The sequence below is a fragment of the bacterium (Candidatus Blackallbacteria) CG13_big_fil_rev_8_21_14_2_50_49_14 genome, from assembly GCA_002783405.1.
Taxonomy (GTDB): Bacteria; Cyanobacteriota; Sericytochromatia; order UBA7694; family UBA7694.
On record PFGG01000048.1, the window covers coordinates 1 to 19,837 of the forward strand.

Consider the following 19,837-nt stretch of genomic DNA (forward strand, 5'->3'; position numbering starts at 1 on the left):
TTGCAGGAACACAAGATATTGCTTATATCACCCCCAATGGGGCCTCAGGAGACCCACTCAGTTGGATGATCGGCAGCCCGATTTATTTTAAATATGTGCTGTGCTGATCAAGAAAATGCTCTGGCAATTGAAAGGCCTCTCAGAGGCGGCCCGATCAGAGCCGAGGCTCAAGCAACTGTGCAAAAATCTCATTGCTGAGCATCACACTCTCAGGCGCGAGCTTCCAATGGCCCTGCTCGCAGAACAGGCGCCCTTCTGCTTGCAAAGCCAGCAGTTCAGGGCTGGCTTGGGTCAGGGGCAGGCCAAAATCCGCTTCAAAGCGCTGGGCATCCAGCCCGGTCTGCAGCAAACGCAGGCCGAGCATGATCCGTTCGGCGGCAGCTTCCTGGGGGCTTTGTACTGGGGTGTGTTCCCAGGCCCAGTGCCCGTTTTCAATCTGTGCATAATAGTGCAGCAGATCCTCTGAATTGGCATAGCGCCTGTTTTGCCAGTAGCCATGTGCGCCCACTCCGGCGGCCAGCACAGGGGCTGCCAGCCAATAGAGTTGATTGTGCTGTGAGGCTTTGCCGGGCAAGGCCCAATTGGCAATTTCATAGTGATCATACCCTGCCTGTTGCAGCCGTTCACAGGCCCATTGGTACATGGCCACTTCTTCGTCCTCGTGGGGGCGGCTCAGCCTTTGCTTTTGTTCCAACCAGCCAAATTCTGTGCCAGCATGCACTTCCAGCCCATAGAGTGAAAGATGGCTGGGCCGATGGTTCAGGGCCTGTTCCAGGGTATTTTGCCAGCTTGCCAAATTTTGGCCTGGCAGGCCAAAGATCAGATCAAAGCTGATATTTTCAAAGCCACTCTCACGCAAAGCCTGCAGGCAGGTTTGAATATCTTCAAGGCGGTGGCTGCGCCCACAGGCTTCCAGCTCAGCGGGGTTGAAGCTTTGAATACCCAGGCTGATGCGGTTGATGCCCTGGGTCCGACAGAATTCAAAATAAGCTTTTGAGCCAGTTTCGGGGTTGACCTCAAGGGTCCATTCTTTGATCTGGCTGAGATCGAGATGCTGGCGCAGGGCGGCGATCAGCACTGACAATTCTGCCTGATTGAGCAGGGAGGGGGTGCCTCCTCCCAGATAGAGCGTTTCAAGGGTCTGTGGAATTTGGCCCAAGGCCTTGAGTTCGTGTCCGAGGGCTTCCAGATAGCGGGTGATTTGGGTGCGTTTCTGCAAAACCCGCACGGTAAAATCACAATAGCGGCATTTGCGCAAACAAAAAGGCAGATGCAGGTAAAGCCCACGGGCGGGGAGGGTCATGGCTGTGACACAGAACCAGGATCGACCAGAAAGCCCTTTAAACTGGTGCGCCCCAACAAAACCTCGTAATCCAACTGGCTGCGTTCGGCCAGGGTAAACTCGGCTTCGCGTTTGAGCCCTTTGATCAGAAACGGAATTTTAACCACCTGTCGGTGGCTGATGCCATGGGCGTTGCGCACGGTGGTCTGGCGAATGGGCGTTTTGAAGCCCAGTCTTTGCGCCAGATCTGCATCAATACTGGAAAGGGTTGCGCCTGTATCTATCCGGGCTAAAATTTTGACTTGGGGCTTGCCCAGCAAAACAACGGGTTCCACGGCTTGAATAATGATTTTTTCCTGGCAGGGAGACGGGCTGTTGGGCACGGCCTGGGCTTGCGAGCTGCCCAACAGGATACTGAGCAAGAGAAGCAGACGCCAACTCATGCGGGTGGCTCTTGAGGGGCAAACAGACTTTGCCGCATCAATAAAATCGCAAGAATTCCCAAAAACGGCAGCATCACAAAGGGGTGGTGTTTAAACAGCGTGGGAATGAGCAGGGTTAAACCCAGAAAGGTCAGAAAAAGGAAAAGGATTTGCTTGAGTTTGTCTTTCATTTGAGGGGCTCCTGTTGAGCTGCACTTTTTTCTCGGGGTTTCAATCTCCATACTGGATCCTGGCGCAGATACCCGAGTTCGGTTTCCAGGCGGCTCAGTTCATGCAGCGCCAGGGCGGGAATGGGTTCTGGCACAGCCAAAGGATCCTGGTTCAGAATTTCCTGGTTGATACGCTCCAATTGTTCTATTGAGGTTTTTAATTCCTGAATGGCGTTTTCGAGTTCGCTCTGGCGTTTGAGCAGGTGTTCCAGGCGTAACTGCTCAAGCTCCTGAAATGCGTGTTGCTGTAAAAAATAATTGACCTGGTGCCGCTGTTCAACAATTTCATGGATCAGGCGTTTGAGTTGATCCACACCCGTTTTGAGGTGGGGGTTGTGATTCTGGGGATAGAGTTCCAGTAGGTTTTGCAAACTGAGCGCTTCGGTCAGCATCTCTTCCATGCGGGTTTGTAATTGGGCCAGTTCCTGCGCTGTTTTTTGGAGTAAACTTTCGGGTTCAAGTTTTTCAAGTTTAAAGTGGTGGTGAATTTGCACCAAACGCTCGCTCAGTTTGTTGAGGCGGGCTTCCAGATTGGGCAATTCTTCAAGCAGGGTTTCAAGTTTTTGGCTCTGTTCGGTCAGCCTAGTTTTGAGCTTTTGCGCCTTTTCCAAGTGGGCCTGTTGATTTTCACTGGCTTGCTGCAGAGCGGCGAGCACGACCGGGCGAGTCAGTTCATTCAGGGCCGGGAGTTCGGGCGTTTTTCCCCCCAGCGAACCGTGTTCAGCGTAGGCGGAAAGCGCAGATTGTTTCGGGGCCGCTGTGCGCTCTTTCGGAACTTTGCCCAGATTCAGCGCCGAAGCTGTTTCGGGATTGTTTTCAATGAAATCTGCCATGGCTTCTTTCAAACGCAGGGTGAGCTGGGCCGACCCCTTGGGTTGAGAACTGCCTTGGGCCGAAAGTGAGAGGGCAGGGCTGTGATCATCCAGCAGAATATCCAATTGGGCATGGGCAGGCGGGGTGTCAAAAAGCGGTTCCAAATGCAGGGGCAAAATTTGCTGCTTGCGAATTTTTTCACAGAGTGCAGTATCTTGGATCAAAAGCGGCTGGGAACGTTGGTATTTTGTCTTTTTTTGTGCATAGTAGTGTTTTCCCAGTTGCAGGATTTGAATACTGTCTGTTTCATTGATCTGAAGCGATTGCAGCAAATGGGTATCTGGGTGGGCATCAATCCGCAGCGAAAAATCCTGAGGCTCTTTGTCGGGCGGGGGGGCAGATTTTTGAAACCAGGAGGCCATGCTCAAGCTGCTTTCCGGGCTGGAAATTGAAGCCCTTGTTTTATCAGCCATTCTCGGGCAGGGCGAAGATCTTCCTGCTCCAGCTCCACCCAGTGAATCCCCGGATCTTTGCGAAACCAAGTCATCTGGCGTTTGGCATACTGACGGGTATGGATATGCATTTCTGCTTGAGCTGTTTTCAGGTCTGTTTTGCTATCGAGAAAGTCTGCGATTTCACGGTAGTTTAAGGTTTGAAGCAGGGGCAAATCCGCGCCATAGCGCTCTCTGAGTGCTTTGACCTCTTCGACCAGACCCCCATCAATCATGGCTTGAATCCGCCGCACAATCCGCTGTTCGAGCAAGGCACGGGGCATGCTCAGACCGAGGTAAATACAGGAATAACGCAGTTCACTTGAACGGCTTTGCTGTTCAGAGAGTGCTTGACCTGTCACCCTGTAAACTTCAAGGGCCCGGATAATTCTGCGCAGGTCATGGGGATGCAGTCTTTCGGCGCTTGGGGGATCAATCCGATGCAATTCAGTGTGTAAATAGCCTTCTCCCTTTTCGCTTTCAGCTTTGAGCAGTTCAGCACGCAGTTCAGGCTGGGGAGCGACCTCAGGAATTTGATATGCATAGAGCAGGGTTTTCAGGTAAAGTCCGGTTCCGCCCACAAAGATCGGCAGTTTGCCTCTTTGCCAGATCGCATGCAGGGCCTGCTCTGCCGCCAGGAGATATTGGGTGACGGTAAAGGTTTCACGTGGATCGGCGATGTCAAACAGGTGGTGGGGGATTTCTTCCTGTTCAGACAATGAGGGTTTGGCGGTGCCAATATTCAATTCGCGGTAAATTTGGCGGGAATCGGCGCAAATCAGCTCACCCTGATTGTGGCGCGCCAATTCCAGGGCCAGACTGCTTTTTCCTGAGGCAGTGGGGCCCGCAATCACGACGAGGGGGTTTTGGCTTGGATTCATGAGCAAACTTCTTCAAGGCGTTTCTTGTGAGTTTTCCTTACGCATGGCTTGAATTTCACGGCTTAAGACCCCTTCATAGCAGTCAGGGCAAATCCCATGGCTGAAGCGGGCATGGGTATGATGTGAGACATAGTGTTCAAGTTTTTCCCAGTAATTTTCATCATTGCGAATTTTTTTACAATAGGCACAGATTGGCAAAAGACCTCGCAATTCTTTGACATTGGCCAGTGCTTCTTCCAATTCATTCAAACGCTGCAAGAGGGTTTGCTGAAGGTTGAGAATGCGTTCGCCGACATTCAGGCGTGCTTTGAGCTGACCCGGATCGACGGGCTTAAAAAGATAGTCATCGGCCCCGGCTTCCAGCCCCTGAATGAGGTTCTGGGTGCCCTCCATGCCTGTTAATAACAGGATATATGTAGATTTGTGTGTTTCACTCAGACGCATGCGACGACAGAGTTCCAAACCATCGGGAGCCGGCATCAGCCAGTCAAAAATCACCAGGGGAGCGGGATCTTCTTCCAGCATCTGCCAGGCTTCTTGCCCATCTTTTGCTTCACTGACACGGTAGCCCCAACGGCGGAGCATATTGCTGGTGGTTCGCAGAGAGACAGGATCGTCCTCTGCTATTAAGATGTGCATTTAGGCTTGAAATTCCTGATGAACACGCTGATAAACCTGTTTGGTCTGATCGGCGATAATATCCCAGTTGAAGGTGTCAATCAGGCGCTGATAGGCTTGATCCACCATCCATTTGGACCAGTCAGGATGGAAGAGGACCTGTTTAATGCCCCAGGCCAAAGAATCCGGTGAACCAGTATAGCTTTTCATGCCGGTGACGCCATGCTCAACAATGCCTCCCAATCCGCCGGTATCTGAAACCACGACGGGGGTATGGGCTGCCATGGCTTCCAGTGCAACAATGCCAAAGGGCTCATACAGGCTGGGATAGGCGGCAACGTCGGCCACACGCAGAAGCTTGAGCAAGTCTTCATCTGAAACATAGCCGGGCAGAATCACCCGATCGGCAATGCCCAGGGCTTGTGCTTTGTAGCGCAGCTCTTCGAGCATCGGGCCTTTGCCTGCAATTACGAAGCGGGCATGGGGCACTTCCCGCAAAACCTCTGCGGCGGCTTCGACCAGAATCTGAAAGCCTTTTTCAGGAACCATGCGGCCTACGGAGACAATCAAGGGCTCATGATCGGCCGCCAGACGGCGGCGAAAATCCATGGCATCGGGAAAGGGAAACAGAAATTTATCGCGTTTAATCCCATTGGGGATAATATCTATTTTACTGGCGGGCAGGTTGTAATTGCCCATGACTTCACTTTTCATGGCCTGGCTGCAGACAATCGTGCGCCAGGATTCATAATTGAGATACCATTCCATGCTGTGCACATAGGCTTGGATTTTATTGTGAATTCCGCTCCAACGGCCCGATTCAGTGGCATGAATGGTGGCAATCAAAGGCAGATTGTACATGTGCTTGAGCGTGATGGCGGCATGGGCCACCAGCCAGTCATGGGCGTGAATGATATCAAAACTTTGGGTTTGCATGAGTTCCTGAACTTTACGCAGGATCCCAAAATTAAAATGGAGAACCCAAGAGAAAAAATCAGGCGCTTCAAATTGAAAATCTTTGACGCGGTGAATATTGACACCCTTGACCTGTGCGAAAGCGGGAGTCCCCGGATGATCGGCAGTGACCACTTCGACTTGTTCCCAGGCATGTACCAGAGCTTCTGAAATTTCTTCACTGTGTCGGGCCAGGCCGCCAACGACGCGTGGGGGATATTCCCAGGTCAACATCAAGATTTTCATAGTGTTCCTCTATCTACCCGGGTGAAAGCGATAGCCAATCCCCCGGACGGTTTGAATATATTGGGGTAAGTCTTCGCTCTTTATCTTATCACGGAGCCTGCGAATTTGCGCGTCGATAGTGCGTTCGTTGATGTTTTTGTTTTTGAGTAGATCAGTGAGATCCAGACGGGTAAATATTTTATCTGGAGACAGGGCCAGAATTTTAAAAATTTCAAATTCACGTTGGGTTAAGTGAAGGATTTTATTGCGAACCGAAACTTCGCGCGTTTGTGTATTGAAGACCAATTCGCCTGCTGCATAGAGTTTGCGCTTAATGGGAGCTTGGGGCGGGGCAAAGGCTGTCAGCTCTGGAAAATATTTTCCTTTGCGGCGCACAGCGGCGCGAAGCCGGGCACGTAATTCCCGCATGCCAAAGGGTTTCGTTATATAATCTTCGGCCCCCAGTTCCAGGCCAATCACTTTCTCAGTGGTGGCATCCAGGCCACTTAAAAAAAGCACCTGCATTTGGGGATGCTTTTTCTTGAGCATGCGACAGACTTCCATACCGCTAATATCCGGCAGCATGATATCGCAAATGGCGATATCAGGAGTGTTTTGGGCTGCTTTTGCCAAACCTTGGGCGCCATTCAGAGCGGTTTCAATTTTCCAGGGCTCAGTCACGAACATATCCTGAAATACCTGACAAAGAATAGGGTCATCATCAATTAAGAGGATTTTGGCGGGTATTTTCTGTGCTGCTGTTTTTTTTATGCTCATTTTAACTCCCTGGCTATCTACGCTTTTTTTGTCTGCTCATTTTGAGAGCGCAGCCCTCAAAATTTATAATTTTTTACCCTGTGTATACAGACTATTATGCCCAAACTTCAGAGCTGCTAAACAGACTTCGGCGTAAATTTATGCATAATTTCTGAATTCTCGATTGAGAGTTGGGGGGCAGTCATGCTGTTTGAAATTCAGAGGGGAGGGGGCTGATTTCAGGAAGAGGGTGTGCATAAAAAGAGAATCTCTTTGTAATTTCTGAGCGGTTTGGCTTGCTGAATCCTTAAATATATATTTCAATGGTTTAGACGAAGCCAAGGAGTGAAATGCCATGCAGGAGAATGTCCTGATAGATGTTATTGACGATCTGAAAGCTGTATTAGATCGTTTGGGCCATGATTATTCATTGATCAGGCATCCCGCTGGTGGACTGAAGCGGGTAGGCTCGGTTGACCTGCCTGTCAGCTATCGCCTGTTTCTTGAACATTTTGCGCCGAATGGTGCTGAAATCCGTTTTGCCCAATACCATGCCCTGACCTTTTATCTTCAGGATGAATTGGAGTTGGTGCAGTCGAAAAACTACAGCCAGGATGGCTTTCTGGTGATTGGGCTCTATGATGAACAGCCGCTTTTGCTGAAACTTTCTGATTCAGAAGAGGGGGATGCGGGGGTATTCAAAGCCTCCGGTCGCCAATATTTGCGTATGGCGGGTTCTTTCTTTCAGTTCTTGCGTATGTTTCAACTCAGTTTGGAAATGTTGGGCTCTCTCAGTGATTTTGACGAGGCGGTGCCCGGCTATCAAGAAGAAGAGGAAATGGGCTATCACGACAGCTATGAAGATGTCGGAGCCATGCGATCGCGTGAGGAATTGCTTGAAGAATTCTATAATGAGCTTGAAATGATCGATCCCGATGGCGCTGAAAATTGGGGGTTGGACTAAGTTTCTGTCCCTGCAAAAAATAAAAAACAGGCTTTGGAGTTCTCCAAAACCTGTTTTTTTGTGTCTTTACTGGGGCAGTTCTGGTAGATCCAGAGAGAGATCACTGCCCGTATCGGTGGGCAGGGTATCGGTCATGCCACTGTCCATGGCAGCAGGAGCGGTTACGCTGCTGGCATCGACCACAGGGGCGGGTTCAAATTTGATCACCTGAGCAGAGCGGTAATCGCGGGAGAAATCCGCCACAAACAGGGTACCTTCTTCATCGATGCAGATCGAAACCGCATCGAGCGCACCACTGCCAAAATTGACAATGAATTCACCATTTTTATCAAAGCGTTTGATTTCGCCACCATCCAGAACATAGAGATCGCCATTGCGGGGATCGACGGCCACATCTTTGGGCGCATTGAGGTATTCCTGAATAAAGACAGAGGGTGTGCTGCCTTCGATTTTATAAATTTTGTTCTGTACGGGTACATAGGCATTGCCTGTTTTATCGACAGTGAGATTGCCACTGGCATTGACTCCAGAAACCAGGGTACGGCTGACGCCTGTATCATCAGATTCAGCCACACCGCCGAGACCATAAACATAGGTTTTGTTGCCGCCGCTGGCAATATCCAGAGCACCATCAGAATCGGCTTTGGTCACACTGCCATTGCTGGTATCAATCGTAAAGGTGCCGCTTTTTTCGTCGACGACCAGAATCTGGCCTGCGCTGTTGAGGGTCAGGCCACGGGTGGTGGCATTGAGGGGATGACGCAGCCCCAACCAGGTAGAAGCCATGTTTTTCCAGCCGGAGCCATCGCTGCTGTTCATTTTGATCACGGTGCCTTTTTTAATCAGGCTGCGGGTATCAATCGCGGCGACATAGAGGGTGCCACCTGAAGCGGCAAGGCCGACAGGTTGCCAGAGGTTGAGCAGAGAATCCTGGTCGACTTTAAAGGCGCCAATCTGTTTGTTGGGCAGGGCGGCTTCCAGGGCTTTAGAGCCGATTTCACCCTGCATGCGAATGGGGTTATTTTGAGGAGGAACAGCCCGGTTGGGAACAACCGTGACCTGGGCTTTGGTTTCCAGTTGTCCAAAACGGAAAACCAGGGTTTGTGTGCCAGCGGGAATATTCATCAGGGTAAAAGCGCCCTGACGGCTGGTGGTTTTGATGTCGGGATTGCCTTCGAGAGAAATTTCAACATTGTGCAAGGGCTGGCCACCACTGCTGACCACCTGACCGACAATCGAACCTACCTGACCCAGGGTGACATCGGTCGGCAGGGTATTGTTGCTGAGGGGATCTGCAACCGGAGCTACATTCATCAGATTGGGATCATTCTGTTGGGCATTCATCAGACTGGTAGGGTAATAGGGGACAGGGGGAAGGGTATTGCTGCGGCTGCAAGCGGTCAATGAAGCCGCGAGGGTTAAACCGAGTGCCCAAAATTTAATATTCTTCATGATTGCGTTCCTCTTACTCTCTCATCCGTCATCGTTATAGGATGATTATCCAGCTTTGATTGACCAAACTTGTCAGGGCAAATTAAAATTCAGTTTAAGTCAGTTCAAACTTTTAATTAATTTTTTGCCTTTGGAGCCATTTTTATGAAACATCCCGATCTCTCCGGCCTGCAGGATCAGTTGCAACAGGTCACTCCTTATTTTGAAGCTTTGCGCCAGCAGATCCACCGCGTGATTCTGGGGCAGGAAAACCTGGTAGAGCGCTTGCTGATTGCACTCTTGGGGGATGGGCATATTTTGCTGGAGGGAGTGCCCGGTTTGGCCAAAACGCTTTCGATCAGTACCTTGGCCCAGGCTGTGCATGTGGGGTTTAAACGGATCCAGTTTACCCCCGATCTTTTGCCTGCTGATTTAATTGGCACCCGGATCTACAATCCCCAGAACAACAGTTTTGAGGTCAAACAGGGGCCGATCTTTACCCATTTTCTGCTGGCAGATGAAATTAACCGTGCGCCCGCCAAGGTTCAAAGTGCGCTGCTTGAGGCCATGCAGGAGCGCCAGGTGACCATCGGCCAGGAAACCTATTTCCTGCCTGCCCCCTTTTTGGTGCTCGCCACCCAAAATCCTTTGGAGCAGGAGGGAACCTATCCTTTGCCTGAGGCCCAGTTGGATCGTTTTATGCTCAAAGTTCAGGTCAATTACCCGACGCCAGCGCAGGAGAAGGCGATTATTCTGCAGCAGGTCAATCAGAATGAAAAACTAGAAGTTCAGCCGGTTTTAAAAGCCGAGGATATTGTGGGGGCACGCACCCTGGTCAGACAGATCTATTTGGATCCAGCCATCGCCGATTATATCGTGGATCTGATTTTTGCCACCCGTGAGCCCGAGCGCTACCAATTGGACCTCCAGCATTTGATCCGCTGTGGCGCTTCTCCCCGTGCCTCGATCTATCTTGCGCTCTGTGCCAAGGTGCACGCCTTTTTAAACAAGCGGGCCTTTGTGATTCCTGAAGATGTAAAGGCGATTGGTTTGGATGTTTTACGGCATCGTCTCAGTATTACTTATGAGGCAGAAGCTGAGGAAATTACCTCAGAACAGATCGTGCAGAAGATCTTTGAGAAAATTCAGGTGCCTTAAAGAGTTTGTTCAGGAAACCGAGGCCAAAATCCAAGCTTTTGTAATGAAATACACTGGCGCAGAGATGATTTAATGGTATCCTGATATCGGTCTCTTGATCGAAACCGCACTCAAGTTTGAAGCTATATTTAAGAAAAAAAGATGTTTCAGGTGACCCATGAGAAAGTCTGTTCTTGATTATATCCTCCGGATATACTTGCCTGTAACGCTCCTGATCGTCGTTGTAACTTATACAGTGACTTATTTTGTATCTCGAGATGAGCGTTACCACGTCGGGTATCAACCCACTCAACCCATTAACTATTCCCACGAACTCCATGCAGGGCAGTTGGCAATTGATTGTCAGTATTGTCATACAGGAGCTTCAAAAGGACGCCATGCCAATGTGCCTGCCGTCGAAACCTGTATGAACTGTCATACTGTGGCCCGAACGGATCGTCCTGAGATTAAAAAGCTGACGGCCTTCTATAAGGAAAATAAACCGATCCCCTGGCAGCGAATTCACAAGCTTCCAGAGCATGTTTATTTTAACCACAGCGTGCATGTCAACAAAGGTCTGGCCTGCCAGGAATGCCACGGTCAGATTCAAACCATGCCTGTCGTGGCTCAAGCCAAGCCGTTTATGATGGCTGATTGTTTGGCCTGCCACCGTACTGCGCCCCAGAAATATCCGCATCTGGTCAATTTGACCGGTCTGAAAAAAGGGCCGGAAAACTGTACAGCGTGCCACCGTTAACGGAGATAACCATGGAAGAAAAAAACATTCAAAACGGAAAATCCCCGTCAGGTCTGGGACGTCGTAAGTTTCTGGCCCTGATGGGCAAAACTGCTTTGGGAGCTTGGTTGCTGCAACTCCTGCCTACCGAAGCCTTGGCTTTGCCCCTGCCCTTAAAAAAACGTTCAAATTCTTTGCCGAATAACAGATATGCTGCGCGTATTGCTGTGCATCCGAAGGCAGTGAAGCGAAATAAATGAGGAACTGAGAAATGCAGCAGAATAAACCTACACTGAAATATTGGCAGGCCCTCGAAGAATTACAGGATTCTCCTGAAGTTTTAGAGGCCAAAGGCCATGAATTTAAACAAGGGGTCACCGATGATTTTGACCCCTCTGAAATGGGCGCCGTTTCACGGCGTCGTTTTCTTGCCGCGATGGGCGCTTCCGCAGCGTTTGCCCTGACCAGCTGTAAATCCTACATGGATCACGGCAAGGTGGTTCCCTACAATCACCAGACAGAAGAAGTTATTGTGGGCCGCCCCACATTCTTTGCTTCTGCTGTTCGCACCCGTGATGCCGCCTGTAGCGTTTTGGTACGTACACGGGAAGGGCGCCCTATTAATTTGGCGGGCAACCCTGAAAACCCCTTTAACCAAGGGCATATTAACAGCCAGTTCCTGGCTTCCGTGACCGCGCTTTATGATCCTGAGCGTTTGAGCAAACCCCATAAGCCCGATGGCTCCAAGCTGTCCTGGCAAGAGGCGGATGATGCGATTCGGAAAGCCTTGCAGGGAGACAAGCAGGTCGCCCTGATTGCGCACAGCATTTTATCTCCTGCTTTCAGCCAATTGCTGAAAGATTTTCAGGCGCATTATTCGAATGTAAAGGTTTATACCCACAATACTTTCCATGATGGCATGCGGCAGGCTGCCTGGAAAAAATCTTATGGCCAGGGCGTTTTTCCCGCTTTGCAGTGGGATCAGGCCGATGTTGTTCTGGCCCTGGAGTCTGATTTCCTGGGTGTTGAAGGCGATCTTGAAATGGCAAGACTTTTTGCCGATCGCCGTGACATTATGAACAAAGCCAGCTTTAACCGCTTTTATGTGGCCGAAGGCAATCTGAGCCAGACAGGCATGAATGCAGATTATCGTCTGCGTTTGCGGCCCGATGCCCAGTATTCTCTGGTGATGGGGCTTTTGAATGAACTGGGTTCTTCACTCAGTTCAATGACTTTGGCCTCTGTCGCCAAAGCGCATGGCCTTTCAGAAGCTGTGCTCAAACATTTGGTTGAAGATTTGAAAAATTCCCACGGCAAGGCTTTGGTCTATGCCGGTGATCGTTTGCCGGAGGCTGTCCATATTGCAGTCAATGCCCTGAATGATCATTTGGGGGCGAGTGCACTCTACCGTCAGGAAAGTTCTGTTGCTCAGCTTGAGGGCAGCTCTGTTCAGGATTGGGAAAAGCTCGTTTCAGATATGAAATCTGGAGCCGTGGGGGCTGTTCTGCATTTGGGTTCTAACCCGGTCTTTGAACTGCCCACTGATTTGGGCTATGCAGAGGCTGTTGCGAAGGTTCCCCTGATTGCCACCCTTGGCACTCAGGTCAGTGAAACCACTGCCAAGAGCACGCATGTTTTACCCGTGCACCATGATCTCGAATCTTGGGGTGATTTCAAATCCCGTACCGGCTTGCATCTTTTGCAACAACCTGTGATTCGCCCAATTCATGATTCTCGCCAAGCAGAAGGTCTTTTCCTGGCCTGGCTGAAGGGTGAAAGCTATTCCGAGGATCTGTATCTTCACTATCTTCAAGACTATTGGCAAAAACAGGTTTATACCAAAGTCAAGCCGCTGGCTGATTTTAAAACCTTCTGGAATTCTGCTTTGCATGACGGCTTTGTGCAATATGCCGAGCCTGTTGCAAAGCCTGGTGCATTTAAAGCCTCGGCTTTAAAAGAAGCTCAAGCCCCTGAAACCGGTAAAGATTTTGTCGTCTTGCTGGGCCGCAGCTATGCGGTCGGTGGAGATGGCGAGTTCGCTGGCAATGGCTGGCTGCAAGAAATTCCTCACCCTGTCAGCAAGGTGGTATGGAGTAACTATGCTGCGATTTCTGTGACTGCAGCCAATGAATTGGGAATTAAAACCGATGATTTGGTTCAGGTTCAGGTCGGTAACCGTACCCTTGAACTCCCAGCCCTGGTTCAACCCGGTATGGCGGATAAGGTGATTGCGATTGAGTTGGGCTATGGCCGTTCTGTCGCTGGAATGATTGGCTCCGAGGTGGGTTTCAATGCCCATCAGCTTTTGAGCAAAGCCGATCAAAACAATCCCTGGATTCTGAAAGGCGCTTTGAGCAAAGGCAATGGCAAGAAACATCTTGTTTGCACCCAATTGCACCACGCCTTCGATCTGGAGCGCGAACAGGATCTGCATATCAAACGGGGTATTGTCCATGAGGCCAATTATCCTGAATATGTCAAAGATCCCCACTCTGCAGCGATGCATACCCACCATCTGATCAATGTCACCAAAATGCATACCTATGAGGGTGTGAAATGGGCAATGGCAATTGATGCCAATAAATGTACAGGTTGTGGCACCTGTGTGATGGCTTGTAATGTTGAAAACAACGTTCCCGTAGTCGGGCCTGAGCAGGTAGACAAAGGCCGTGAAATGCATTGGATGCGTTTGGACCGCTATTATTCTGGTACGCCGGAAGAACCGACGGTTTCAATTCAGCCCATGCTTTGTCAGCACTGTGATAACGCGCCCTGTGAAGTGGTTTGCCCGGTCAATGCCACCAATCACAGCCCGGATGGCCTCAATCAGATGGCCTATAACCGTTGTGTAGGCACCCGTTATTGTTCCAATAACTGTCCTTACAAGGTGCGCCGCTTTAATTTCTTTGATTATCGCAATCGCTTTGCCAAGGCCTATTACCGTCAAGAAGTCCACCAACTTCAGCACAATCCAGAAGTGACTGTCCGTTCCCGTGGGGTGATGGAAAAATGTACCTTCTGCGTGCAACGTTTGATGTGGGCTCGCCAGGAAGCCATTCGTGAAAAACGGGCATTGAAAGGCAGCGATGTCACGACTGCCTGTCAGGAAAGTTGCCCGAGCCATGCGATTGTCTTCGGAGATATGAATGATTCAGAGTCTCCCATTATGAAATATCGCAAGCATGTGACTGGTTACCATGTTCTGGAAGAGGTGAATGCCCGCCCGAACGTGACCTATGTCGCAAAACTTAGAAATACACACGACCATAGAAATACACACGCGTAGGAAACCAACCATGCAGGTAGCAAACAGACCGAGTTCAGACGCCATCAATCCCGATGGCACTATCCGGGACTTTTCTGTTGAACCCTCGGTGGTTCGCAAAAGTCCGAGTCTTCATGACATTACTGAGGTGATTTCCCGCCCGATTGAAAGCAAGGCGACCCTGAAGTGGTATATTGCCCTGGCAATTTCCGCTTCCCTGTTGATGCTTGAAATGGTGTGCTGGGGAATCAGCTTTTATTATGGTACAGGCATGTGGGGGAATAATATCCCCGTCGCCTGGGCCTTCCCAATTGTTAACTTCGTTTTCTGGATCGGGATCGGTCACGCCGGAACCTTGATCTCTGCGATTCTATTTTTGTTCAGGCAGAAATGGAGGAACGGGATTGCCCGTTTCGCAGAGGCCATGACGATTTTCGCGGTGATGTGCGCGGGCTTGTTTCCGCTCTTTCACACCGGCCGTCCCTGGTTGCCGCTTTACTTATTCCCTTATCCCAATAAGCATGCGGTTTGGGTAAACTTTCTTTCTCCCTTGGTTTGGGACGTGTTTGCGGTTTCGACCTATTTCACCGTCTCTCTGTTTTTCTGGTATACCGGTCTGGTTCCCGATTTTGCGACCCTGCGGGATCGCACCTTGGGCAAAGACCTGATCAGCAAAATTAAAAAGACCATTTATTCTGTGCTCAGCTTGGGTTGGCGTTTTTCCAACCGCCACTGGCGCCACTATGAACGGGTTTACCTGATTCTGGCAGGCCTTTCAACGCCGCTGGTACTTTCTGTACACACGATCGTAAGTTTCGACTTCGCGGTTTCAGGATTGCCAGGCTGGCATACCACGATCTTCCCCCCCTACTTCGTTGCGGGCGCGATTTTCTCTGGTTTTGCCATGGTGGTTACGGTCTTGGTGTTTATTCGCTATATCTTTGATATGCAGCACCTGATTACCATTGATACCCTGGAGAAGATGAACAAGATTATTCTCTTGACCGGTACCATCGTCGGCTATGCCTACGGGATGGAGTTTTTCATCGCCTGGTACAGTGGCAATCTGATTGAACAGTTCACCTTTATCAACCGAGCCTTTGGTCCTTACTCCTGGGCCTATTGGATCATGATCAGCTGTAACGTTATCAGCCCACAGATGTTCTGGTTCCGTAAGTTGCGCCGTTCTGTGCCTGTAATGTTTATTGCCTCCATCTTCGTGAATATTGGGATGTGGTTTGAACGTTATGTCATTACCGTAACTTCACTGGCCCGTGAGTTTCTGCCTTCCAGCTGGGGTTGGTACAATCCGACACTGGTAGACTTCGGTCTCTTGCTGGGCAGCTTTGGGATGTTCTTTACCTTGACTCTGCTCTTTGTGAAGTTCATGCCCGTTATCTCAATCGCGGAAGTGAAGAGTGTGACGGATGAAGCCAAACCCAGTCACCACGGAGGTGACCACTGATGAGCAAGAAAACTGAGAATACAGTTATGAGCGAACAAAAACAAAACAATAAACTCTTCGCAATGACGGGCTTATTTGATACGCCCGACGAGATTATGCATGCCGCGAGCGAAGCTTCTAAAAAGTATCGCAAGTTTGATGTGCATACTCCCTATCCGGTGCATGGCATGGATGATGCCATGGGCTTGGGTGAGTCACCAATTGGTTGGGTTACCTTGATTATTGGGACCACTTGTATGCTCCTTTTCCTGGGCTTTATTGCCTGGGTTTCTCTGGTCAATTATCCCAATATTTGGGCTGGCAAGCCTTATTTCAACCTGCCGGGTTATATCCCGATTCTGTTTGAAGTAACGGTTTTGACCGGAGCGGTTTCAACCGTTCTGATCCTGTTCTTCATTGTCTCGGGTTTTCCCCGGAACAATCATCCCCTGCATGATACGCCTTATATGCAACGCACCTCTGACGATAAATTTGGTCTTTGTCTTGAAGCCGCAGATGCTGCTTTTGATGAAGCTGAAGCCAAAGGGTTGCTTGAGCAATTAGGTGCCAAGCAGGTTCAGCCTGTTTATTTTGACCCCGTTGAAGAAAAGTCAGGTCTTTCTTTGACCAGCCCTGTTTTTCTCGTGGTCAGCGCTTTTGTGACTGTGGGTATTGCGACCCTGGCCTATTTCGCCCTCAACCGCATGGTGTTTATGCCGCCCTTTACCTTTATGAATCAGCAGGAACGCGTTGTGGCACAAACGCCCAATGGTATTTTTGCTGATGGCCGCTCAATGCAGTTGCCTGTTGAGGGGACTGTCGCCCGTGGATTGATGCCCTATCCATTCAAGTTGGATGACCCCAACCAAGCGCAGGCCATGGCCGGTAAATACATGGCCAACCCCCTGCCTGTTACCGCAGCCGTTTTGCAGACCGGTAAAATGCAATTTGAATCCAAATGCAGTGCCTGTCATGGTTATTATGGCGAAGGTGACAGCCGTTTGCGTGGTTTATTCCCTGCACCGCCTACCCTTCACTCCAAAAAAGTGACAGAGTGGGAAGACGCGAATATTTACCACGTGATTACCAATGGTCAGAATCTGATGCCTTCTTATGCTAAGCAACTGACCCGTGATGAGCGCTGGGCGGTCGTTCACTATGTCCGCGCGCTCCAAAGATCTCTCAAGCCGAAGGAAACTGACGTGCAATGAGTAGTACAACACACGCTATACACTACGAAAAGAAAAACCTTCCGGCCCTGGCCGGGACCATCGGCTGGGGAGTCCTGATCGCTGGTCTTGCTGTGGCTGGTGCCTCTTTTGCCATGGATCCCCTGCGTGCCAAATACAGCAGCATCATGTTGTTTATGTTTCTGGCCGGTGTGGGTGTTTGCTCCCTGTTTATGGTAGCGATTGAATATCTGGCTGGTGCAGTCTGGAGCACTCCCCTGCGCCGTGTCTTTGAAATTCTGGCTTCGACAGTGCTGTTCTTACCACTGTTTGCCCTGCCGATTCTGCCCTTTATGCAGGATCTCTATCTCTGGACCCATGAAACCGATGAAATTCTGGCCCGTAAAGCAGCCTATTTGAATCAGCCTTTTTTCCTGATTCGTCTGGCTTTGATTTTGGGGATCTGGATTCTCTTCTATAAGCTTTATTCCAGTCGTTCGCTGAAACAGGATACGACCGGCGATCAGCAAATGACTCATAAAAATGTCAAAATGTCAGCTTTGTTTATTCCTGTTTTCGGAATTTCAATCACGGCTTTGGCGATTGACTTTTTGATGAGTTTGGAGCCCCATTGGTTTTCAACCATGTTTGGCGTCAATTTCTTTGCTGGCTCCCTGGTGGCAGCTCTGGGCGTGCTCACGATTGCTGTCATTTTGCTCAATGAAAATGGCTATTTGATCAAGGGGATTATCGGTGATCATTATTACAGTCTGGGTTTTGGCATGTTTGCGGGTTGTGTTTTCTGGACCTATACCGCTTTCAGCCAAGGCATGCTGATTTGGTATGCCAACCTGCCTGAAGAAACCCCCTGGTTTCTGCATCGTTGGGAAGGCAGCTGGAAGGTCATTACCATTGCCTTGATTCTTGTGCATTTTATTGGGCCTCTGTTTGGTTTGATTCAACGTAAAAACAAACGCAATCCCCATCGTATGCTTTTCATGGCCGCCTGGGTCATCTTTGCGCATATGCTGGATCTCTACTGGATTGTGGTTCCTGTTTTCCAACCCAAAGGTCCTACCCTGGCGCTGACAGAATTTGGTTTTATCGCCATCGCTGTGGGCTTCCTGATCGTGCTGGTCACCCAGCAGGCCAAAAAGAAAAACCTGGTCGCAATTGGAGATCCCAAGCTGCAACGTGGTTTGGCATTCCGTCTGTAGGAGAAACGAAATATGAAACTTTTGAAATCTCAACTGACACGCAAATTGCCTGCGGCTGTGATGGCCTGCATCGCGATACTTGGCGCTGCTCATCTGAGTAGTGGCCAAGCCTTGGCCGATGCGGCCCTCTTGAAACAGGTTCAATCTTCGGATGCCCAGGTTAAAAAGGGGCAGGAATTGTTTCTGAAAAACAATTGCAATTCCTGTCATGGGGATCAAGGCAAAGGCGATGGCTTGGCCGCAGCCGCCCTGAATCCCAAACCCCGTAATTTTCACGCCAACGCCAACTGGAAGAATGGCACTTCTTTTGCAGGTTTGTATAAAACCCTGGAAGAAGGCCTTGCCGGAAGTCCAATGTCGTCCTATGCGCATATTCCCGCAGGGGATCGCGTGGCGATTATTCACTTTATTCGCAGTTTGAACAAAAGCATTTATTCAGATTTGTCTGAAACAGAAGTGAATAAGCTGGATCAAGACTTTGGGCTGGCGAAAGCTTTGGCTTCCAGTGGTAAAAGCAAGGTGATTCCTGTGGCGGTGGCCATGGAAAAACTGGTTGCTGAAGCTGCCGGTGAACGCGCAGCGGTAGAAAAAGCCATGAATCAGATCAAGGGACAATCTGCCTCCTCTGGTGCCAAGCTTTTTCAATTGGCTGTTTATGATCCTGAGCGCGCTCTGACGCTCTTAAAACACTCCCGCCATTGGAAAGTCAATGTGCAAGAGTTTTCTAAGGTCGCGTTGGCTGATGCTTCTCACAATGGTTTTAAAAGCCGGGTTGCCAGTTTTTCACAGCAACAATGGCAGGAATTGTTTGATTATCTGAAGAAACTCCTGTGATCAGGATGCCGGACTCTGACTGCTTTTAACGGTATGCTATAATTCAGTTACCGTTTTAACTGATGACTGTATGTAAATACTTTTTATCGGTGGAATTATGAAGCAGGGCCCTCAGAGTCCGGTTCCTTTACGGAAGTTCGCTTCAAAAAAAATATGATTTGCTGAATGAGTGAGGAAAGAACGTGGTACGAGCGGCTGGAGTTACAGATGTAGGAAAAGTTCGTCAAATTAACCAGGATAGCTTTGAAATTCTGGAAGATCAGCATATCTATATTGTCGCAGATGGCATGGGCGGGCACGCCGCTGGTGATCAAGCCAGTCGGATTGCCGTGAAAACCATCAATGAAATTTTGTCTGCCTATGATTTTTCGACAGAAGCCCTGGATGCAGAAGAAAACAGCCCTTTGGCAATTGAAGAACTTATTCGCTATGCCCTGCAGGAAGCCAATGAGCAGATTCTTTTGGCTTCACTCAGCAATCAGCATCTCCAAGGTATGGGCACCACCGCGATTGTCGCGATTGCCTATAATGGCAGTGTGTTTATTGGCCATGTAGGCGACAGCCGAACCTATTTAATACGCAATCAACAGCTTTCACAATTGACAGAAGACCATTCTGTTGTTCAACAATTGGTGCGAGCTGGCGCGATTTCTGAAGAAGAAGCCGCTGTTCATCCTTATAAAAACGTCATTACCCGTTGCTTGGGAATGCAGGCCAATGTTGAGCCTGATACCATGGAGCTTGTTTTACAACCGGGCGATCGCATTTTGATGTGTTCGGATGGTCTTTCCAATATGGTCACCAATGCAACGATGCAAGAAGTTGTTCTGGCCAATGAAGATCCGCTTCCCGCCTGTGAAAAACTGATTGCCCTTGCCAATGAAAATGGTGGGACAGATAATATCACTGTTCTGCTCTTGTATAATGACTGATTGAATTAAGATGCGGATCGAAAAATTGAACCAGAA

18 protein-coding genes are annotated in these 19,837 nt (G+C 49.6%); 10 read left to right on the top strand and 8 right to left on the bottom strand.

Annotation, left to right across the window (positions count from 1 at the left end):
- Nucleotides 1-154: 154 nt before the first annotated feature.
- The 7 genes from COW20_11600 to COW20_11630 all read right to left on the bottom strand — a co-directional run bounded on the left by COW20_11600 (nucleotide 155) and on the right by COW20_11630 (nucleotide 6,693).
- Complete coding sequence (locus COW20_11600; GenBank protein PIW47683.1) at nucleotides 155-1,303, bottom strand: coproporphyrinogen III oxidase; 1,149 nt, start codon at nucleotides 1,301-1,303, stop codon at nucleotides 155-157.
- Nucleotides 1,300-1,725, bottom strand: coding sequence for a hypothetical protein (locus COW20_11605; protein ID PIW47684.1), 426 nt, complete (start codon nucleotides 1,723-1,725; stop codon nucleotides 1,300-1,302). The genes COW20_11600 and COW20_11605 overlap by 4 nt, the downstream gene beginning before the upstream one ends.
- A 166-nt stretch (nucleotides 1,726-1,891) precedes the next feature.
- Entirely contained in the window at nucleotides 1,892-3,169 is a 1,278-nt protein-coding gene (locus COW20_11610) for a hypothetical protein (protein PIW47685.1), read from the bottom strand.
- Between the two features lie 2 nt (nucleotides 3,170-3,171).
- Entirely contained in the window at nucleotides 3,172-4,119 is a 948-nt protein-coding gene (locus COW20_11615; protein ID PIW47686.1) for a tRNA (adenosine(37)-N6)-dimethylallyltransferase MiaA, read from the bottom strand.
- Nucleotides 4,120-4,131: 12 nt separating this feature from the next.
- Nucleotides 4,132-4,758 carry a response regulator gene (locus tag COW20_11620; GenBank protein PIW47687.1) on the bottom strand — a complete coding sequence of 209 codons (627 nt, stop codon included), beginning with the start codon at nucleotides 4,756-4,758 and terminating at the stop codon, nucleotides 4,132-4,134.
- On the bottom strand, nucleotides 4,759-5,937 hold the full coding sequence (locus COW20_11625) for a glycosyl transferase family 1 (protein PIW47688.1): 1,179 nt from the start codon (nucleotides 5,935-5,937) through the stop codon (nucleotides 4,759-4,761).
- 9 nt (nucleotides 5,938-5,946) lie between these two features.
- On the bottom strand, nucleotides 5,947-6,693 hold the full coding sequence (locus COW20_11630) for a hypothetical protein (protein PIW47689.1): 747 nt from the start codon (nucleotides 6,691-6,693) through the stop codon (nucleotides 5,947-5,949).
- A gap of 334 nt (nucleotides 6,694-7,027) precedes the next feature.
- Between COW20_11630 and COW20_11635 the strand changes: the two genes are divergently transcribed.
- On the top strand, nucleotides 7,028-7,636 hold the full coding sequence (locus COW20_11635) for a hypothetical protein (GenBank protein ID PIW47690.1): 609 nt from the start codon (nucleotides 7,028-7,030) through the stop codon (nucleotides 7,634-7,636).
- Between the two features lie 66 nt (nucleotides 7,637-7,702).
- Here COW20_11635 and COW20_11640 read toward each other — a convergent pair whose 3' ends face one another.
- A complete protein-coding gene (locus COW20_11640; protein PIW47691.1) occupies nucleotides 7,703-9,088 on the bottom strand; it encodes a hypothetical protein in 1,386 nt (461 codons plus the stop codon).
- A 144-nt stretch (nucleotides 9,089-9,232) separates the two neighbouring features.
- On the opposite strand from COW20_11640, the gene COW20_11645 reads away from it, so the two are divergent.
- The 9 genes from COW20_11645 (at nucleotide 9,233) to COW20_11685 (ending at nucleotide 19,801) form a co-directional block, all read left to right on the top strand.
- Nucleotides 9,233-10,225, top strand: a complete 993-nt coding sequence (locus COW20_11645; GenBank protein PIW47692.1) for an ATPase — start codon at nucleotides 9,233-9,235, stop codon at nucleotides 10,223-10,225.
- Between the two features lie 157 nt (nucleotides 10,226-10,382).
- Nucleotides 10,383-10,961, top strand: coding sequence for a cytochrome C (locus COW20_11650; protein ID PIW47693.1), 579 nt, complete (start codon nucleotides 10,383-10,385; stop codon nucleotides 10,959-10,961).
- A gap of 11 nt (nucleotides 10,962-10,972) precedes the next feature.
- A complete protein-coding gene (locus tag COW20_11655) occupies nucleotides 10,973-11,200 on the top strand; it encodes a hypothetical protein (protein ID PIW47694.1) in 228 nt (75 codons plus the stop codon).
- Nucleotides 11,201-11,211: 11 nt separating this feature from the next.
- On the top strand, nucleotides 11,212-14,226 hold the full coding sequence (locus COW20_11660; protein ID PIW47695.1) for a molybdopterin oxidoreductase: 3,015 nt from the start codon (nucleotides 11,212-11,214) through the stop codon (nucleotides 14,224-14,226).
- Nucleotides 14,227-14,236: 10 nt separating this feature from the next.
- On the top strand, nucleotides 14,237-15,670 hold the full coding sequence (locus COW20_11665) for a hydrogenase (GenBank protein PIW47696.1): 1,434 nt from the start codon (nucleotides 14,237-14,239) through the stop codon (nucleotides 15,668-15,670).
- A complete protein-coding gene (locus COW20_11670) occupies nucleotides 15,670-16,860 on the top strand; it encodes a hypothetical protein (GenBank protein ID PIW47697.1) in 1,191 nt (396 codons plus the stop codon). Before COW20_11665 ends, COW20_11670 begins: the two co-directional genes overlap by 1 nt.
- A 113-nt stretch (nucleotides 16,861-16,973) precedes the next feature.
- Entirely contained in the window at nucleotides 16,974-18,035 is a 1,062-nt protein-coding gene (locus COW20_11675) for a quinol:cytochrome C oxidoreductase (GenBank protein PIW47727.1), read from the top strand.
- Between the two features lie 60 nt (nucleotides 18,036-18,095).
- A complete protein-coding gene (locus tag COW20_11680) occupies nucleotides 18,096-18,869 on the top strand; it encodes a hypothetical protein (GenBank protein ID PIW47728.1) in 774 nt (257 codons plus the stop codon).
- A 182-nt stretch (nucleotides 18,870-19,051) separates the two neighbouring features.
- A complete protein-coding gene (locus tag COW20_11685) occupies nucleotides 19,052-19,801 on the top strand; it encodes a serine/threonine protein phosphatase (GenBank protein ID PIW47698.1) in 750 nt (249 codons plus the stop codon).
- Nucleotides 19,802-19,837: the final 36 nt, after the last annotated feature.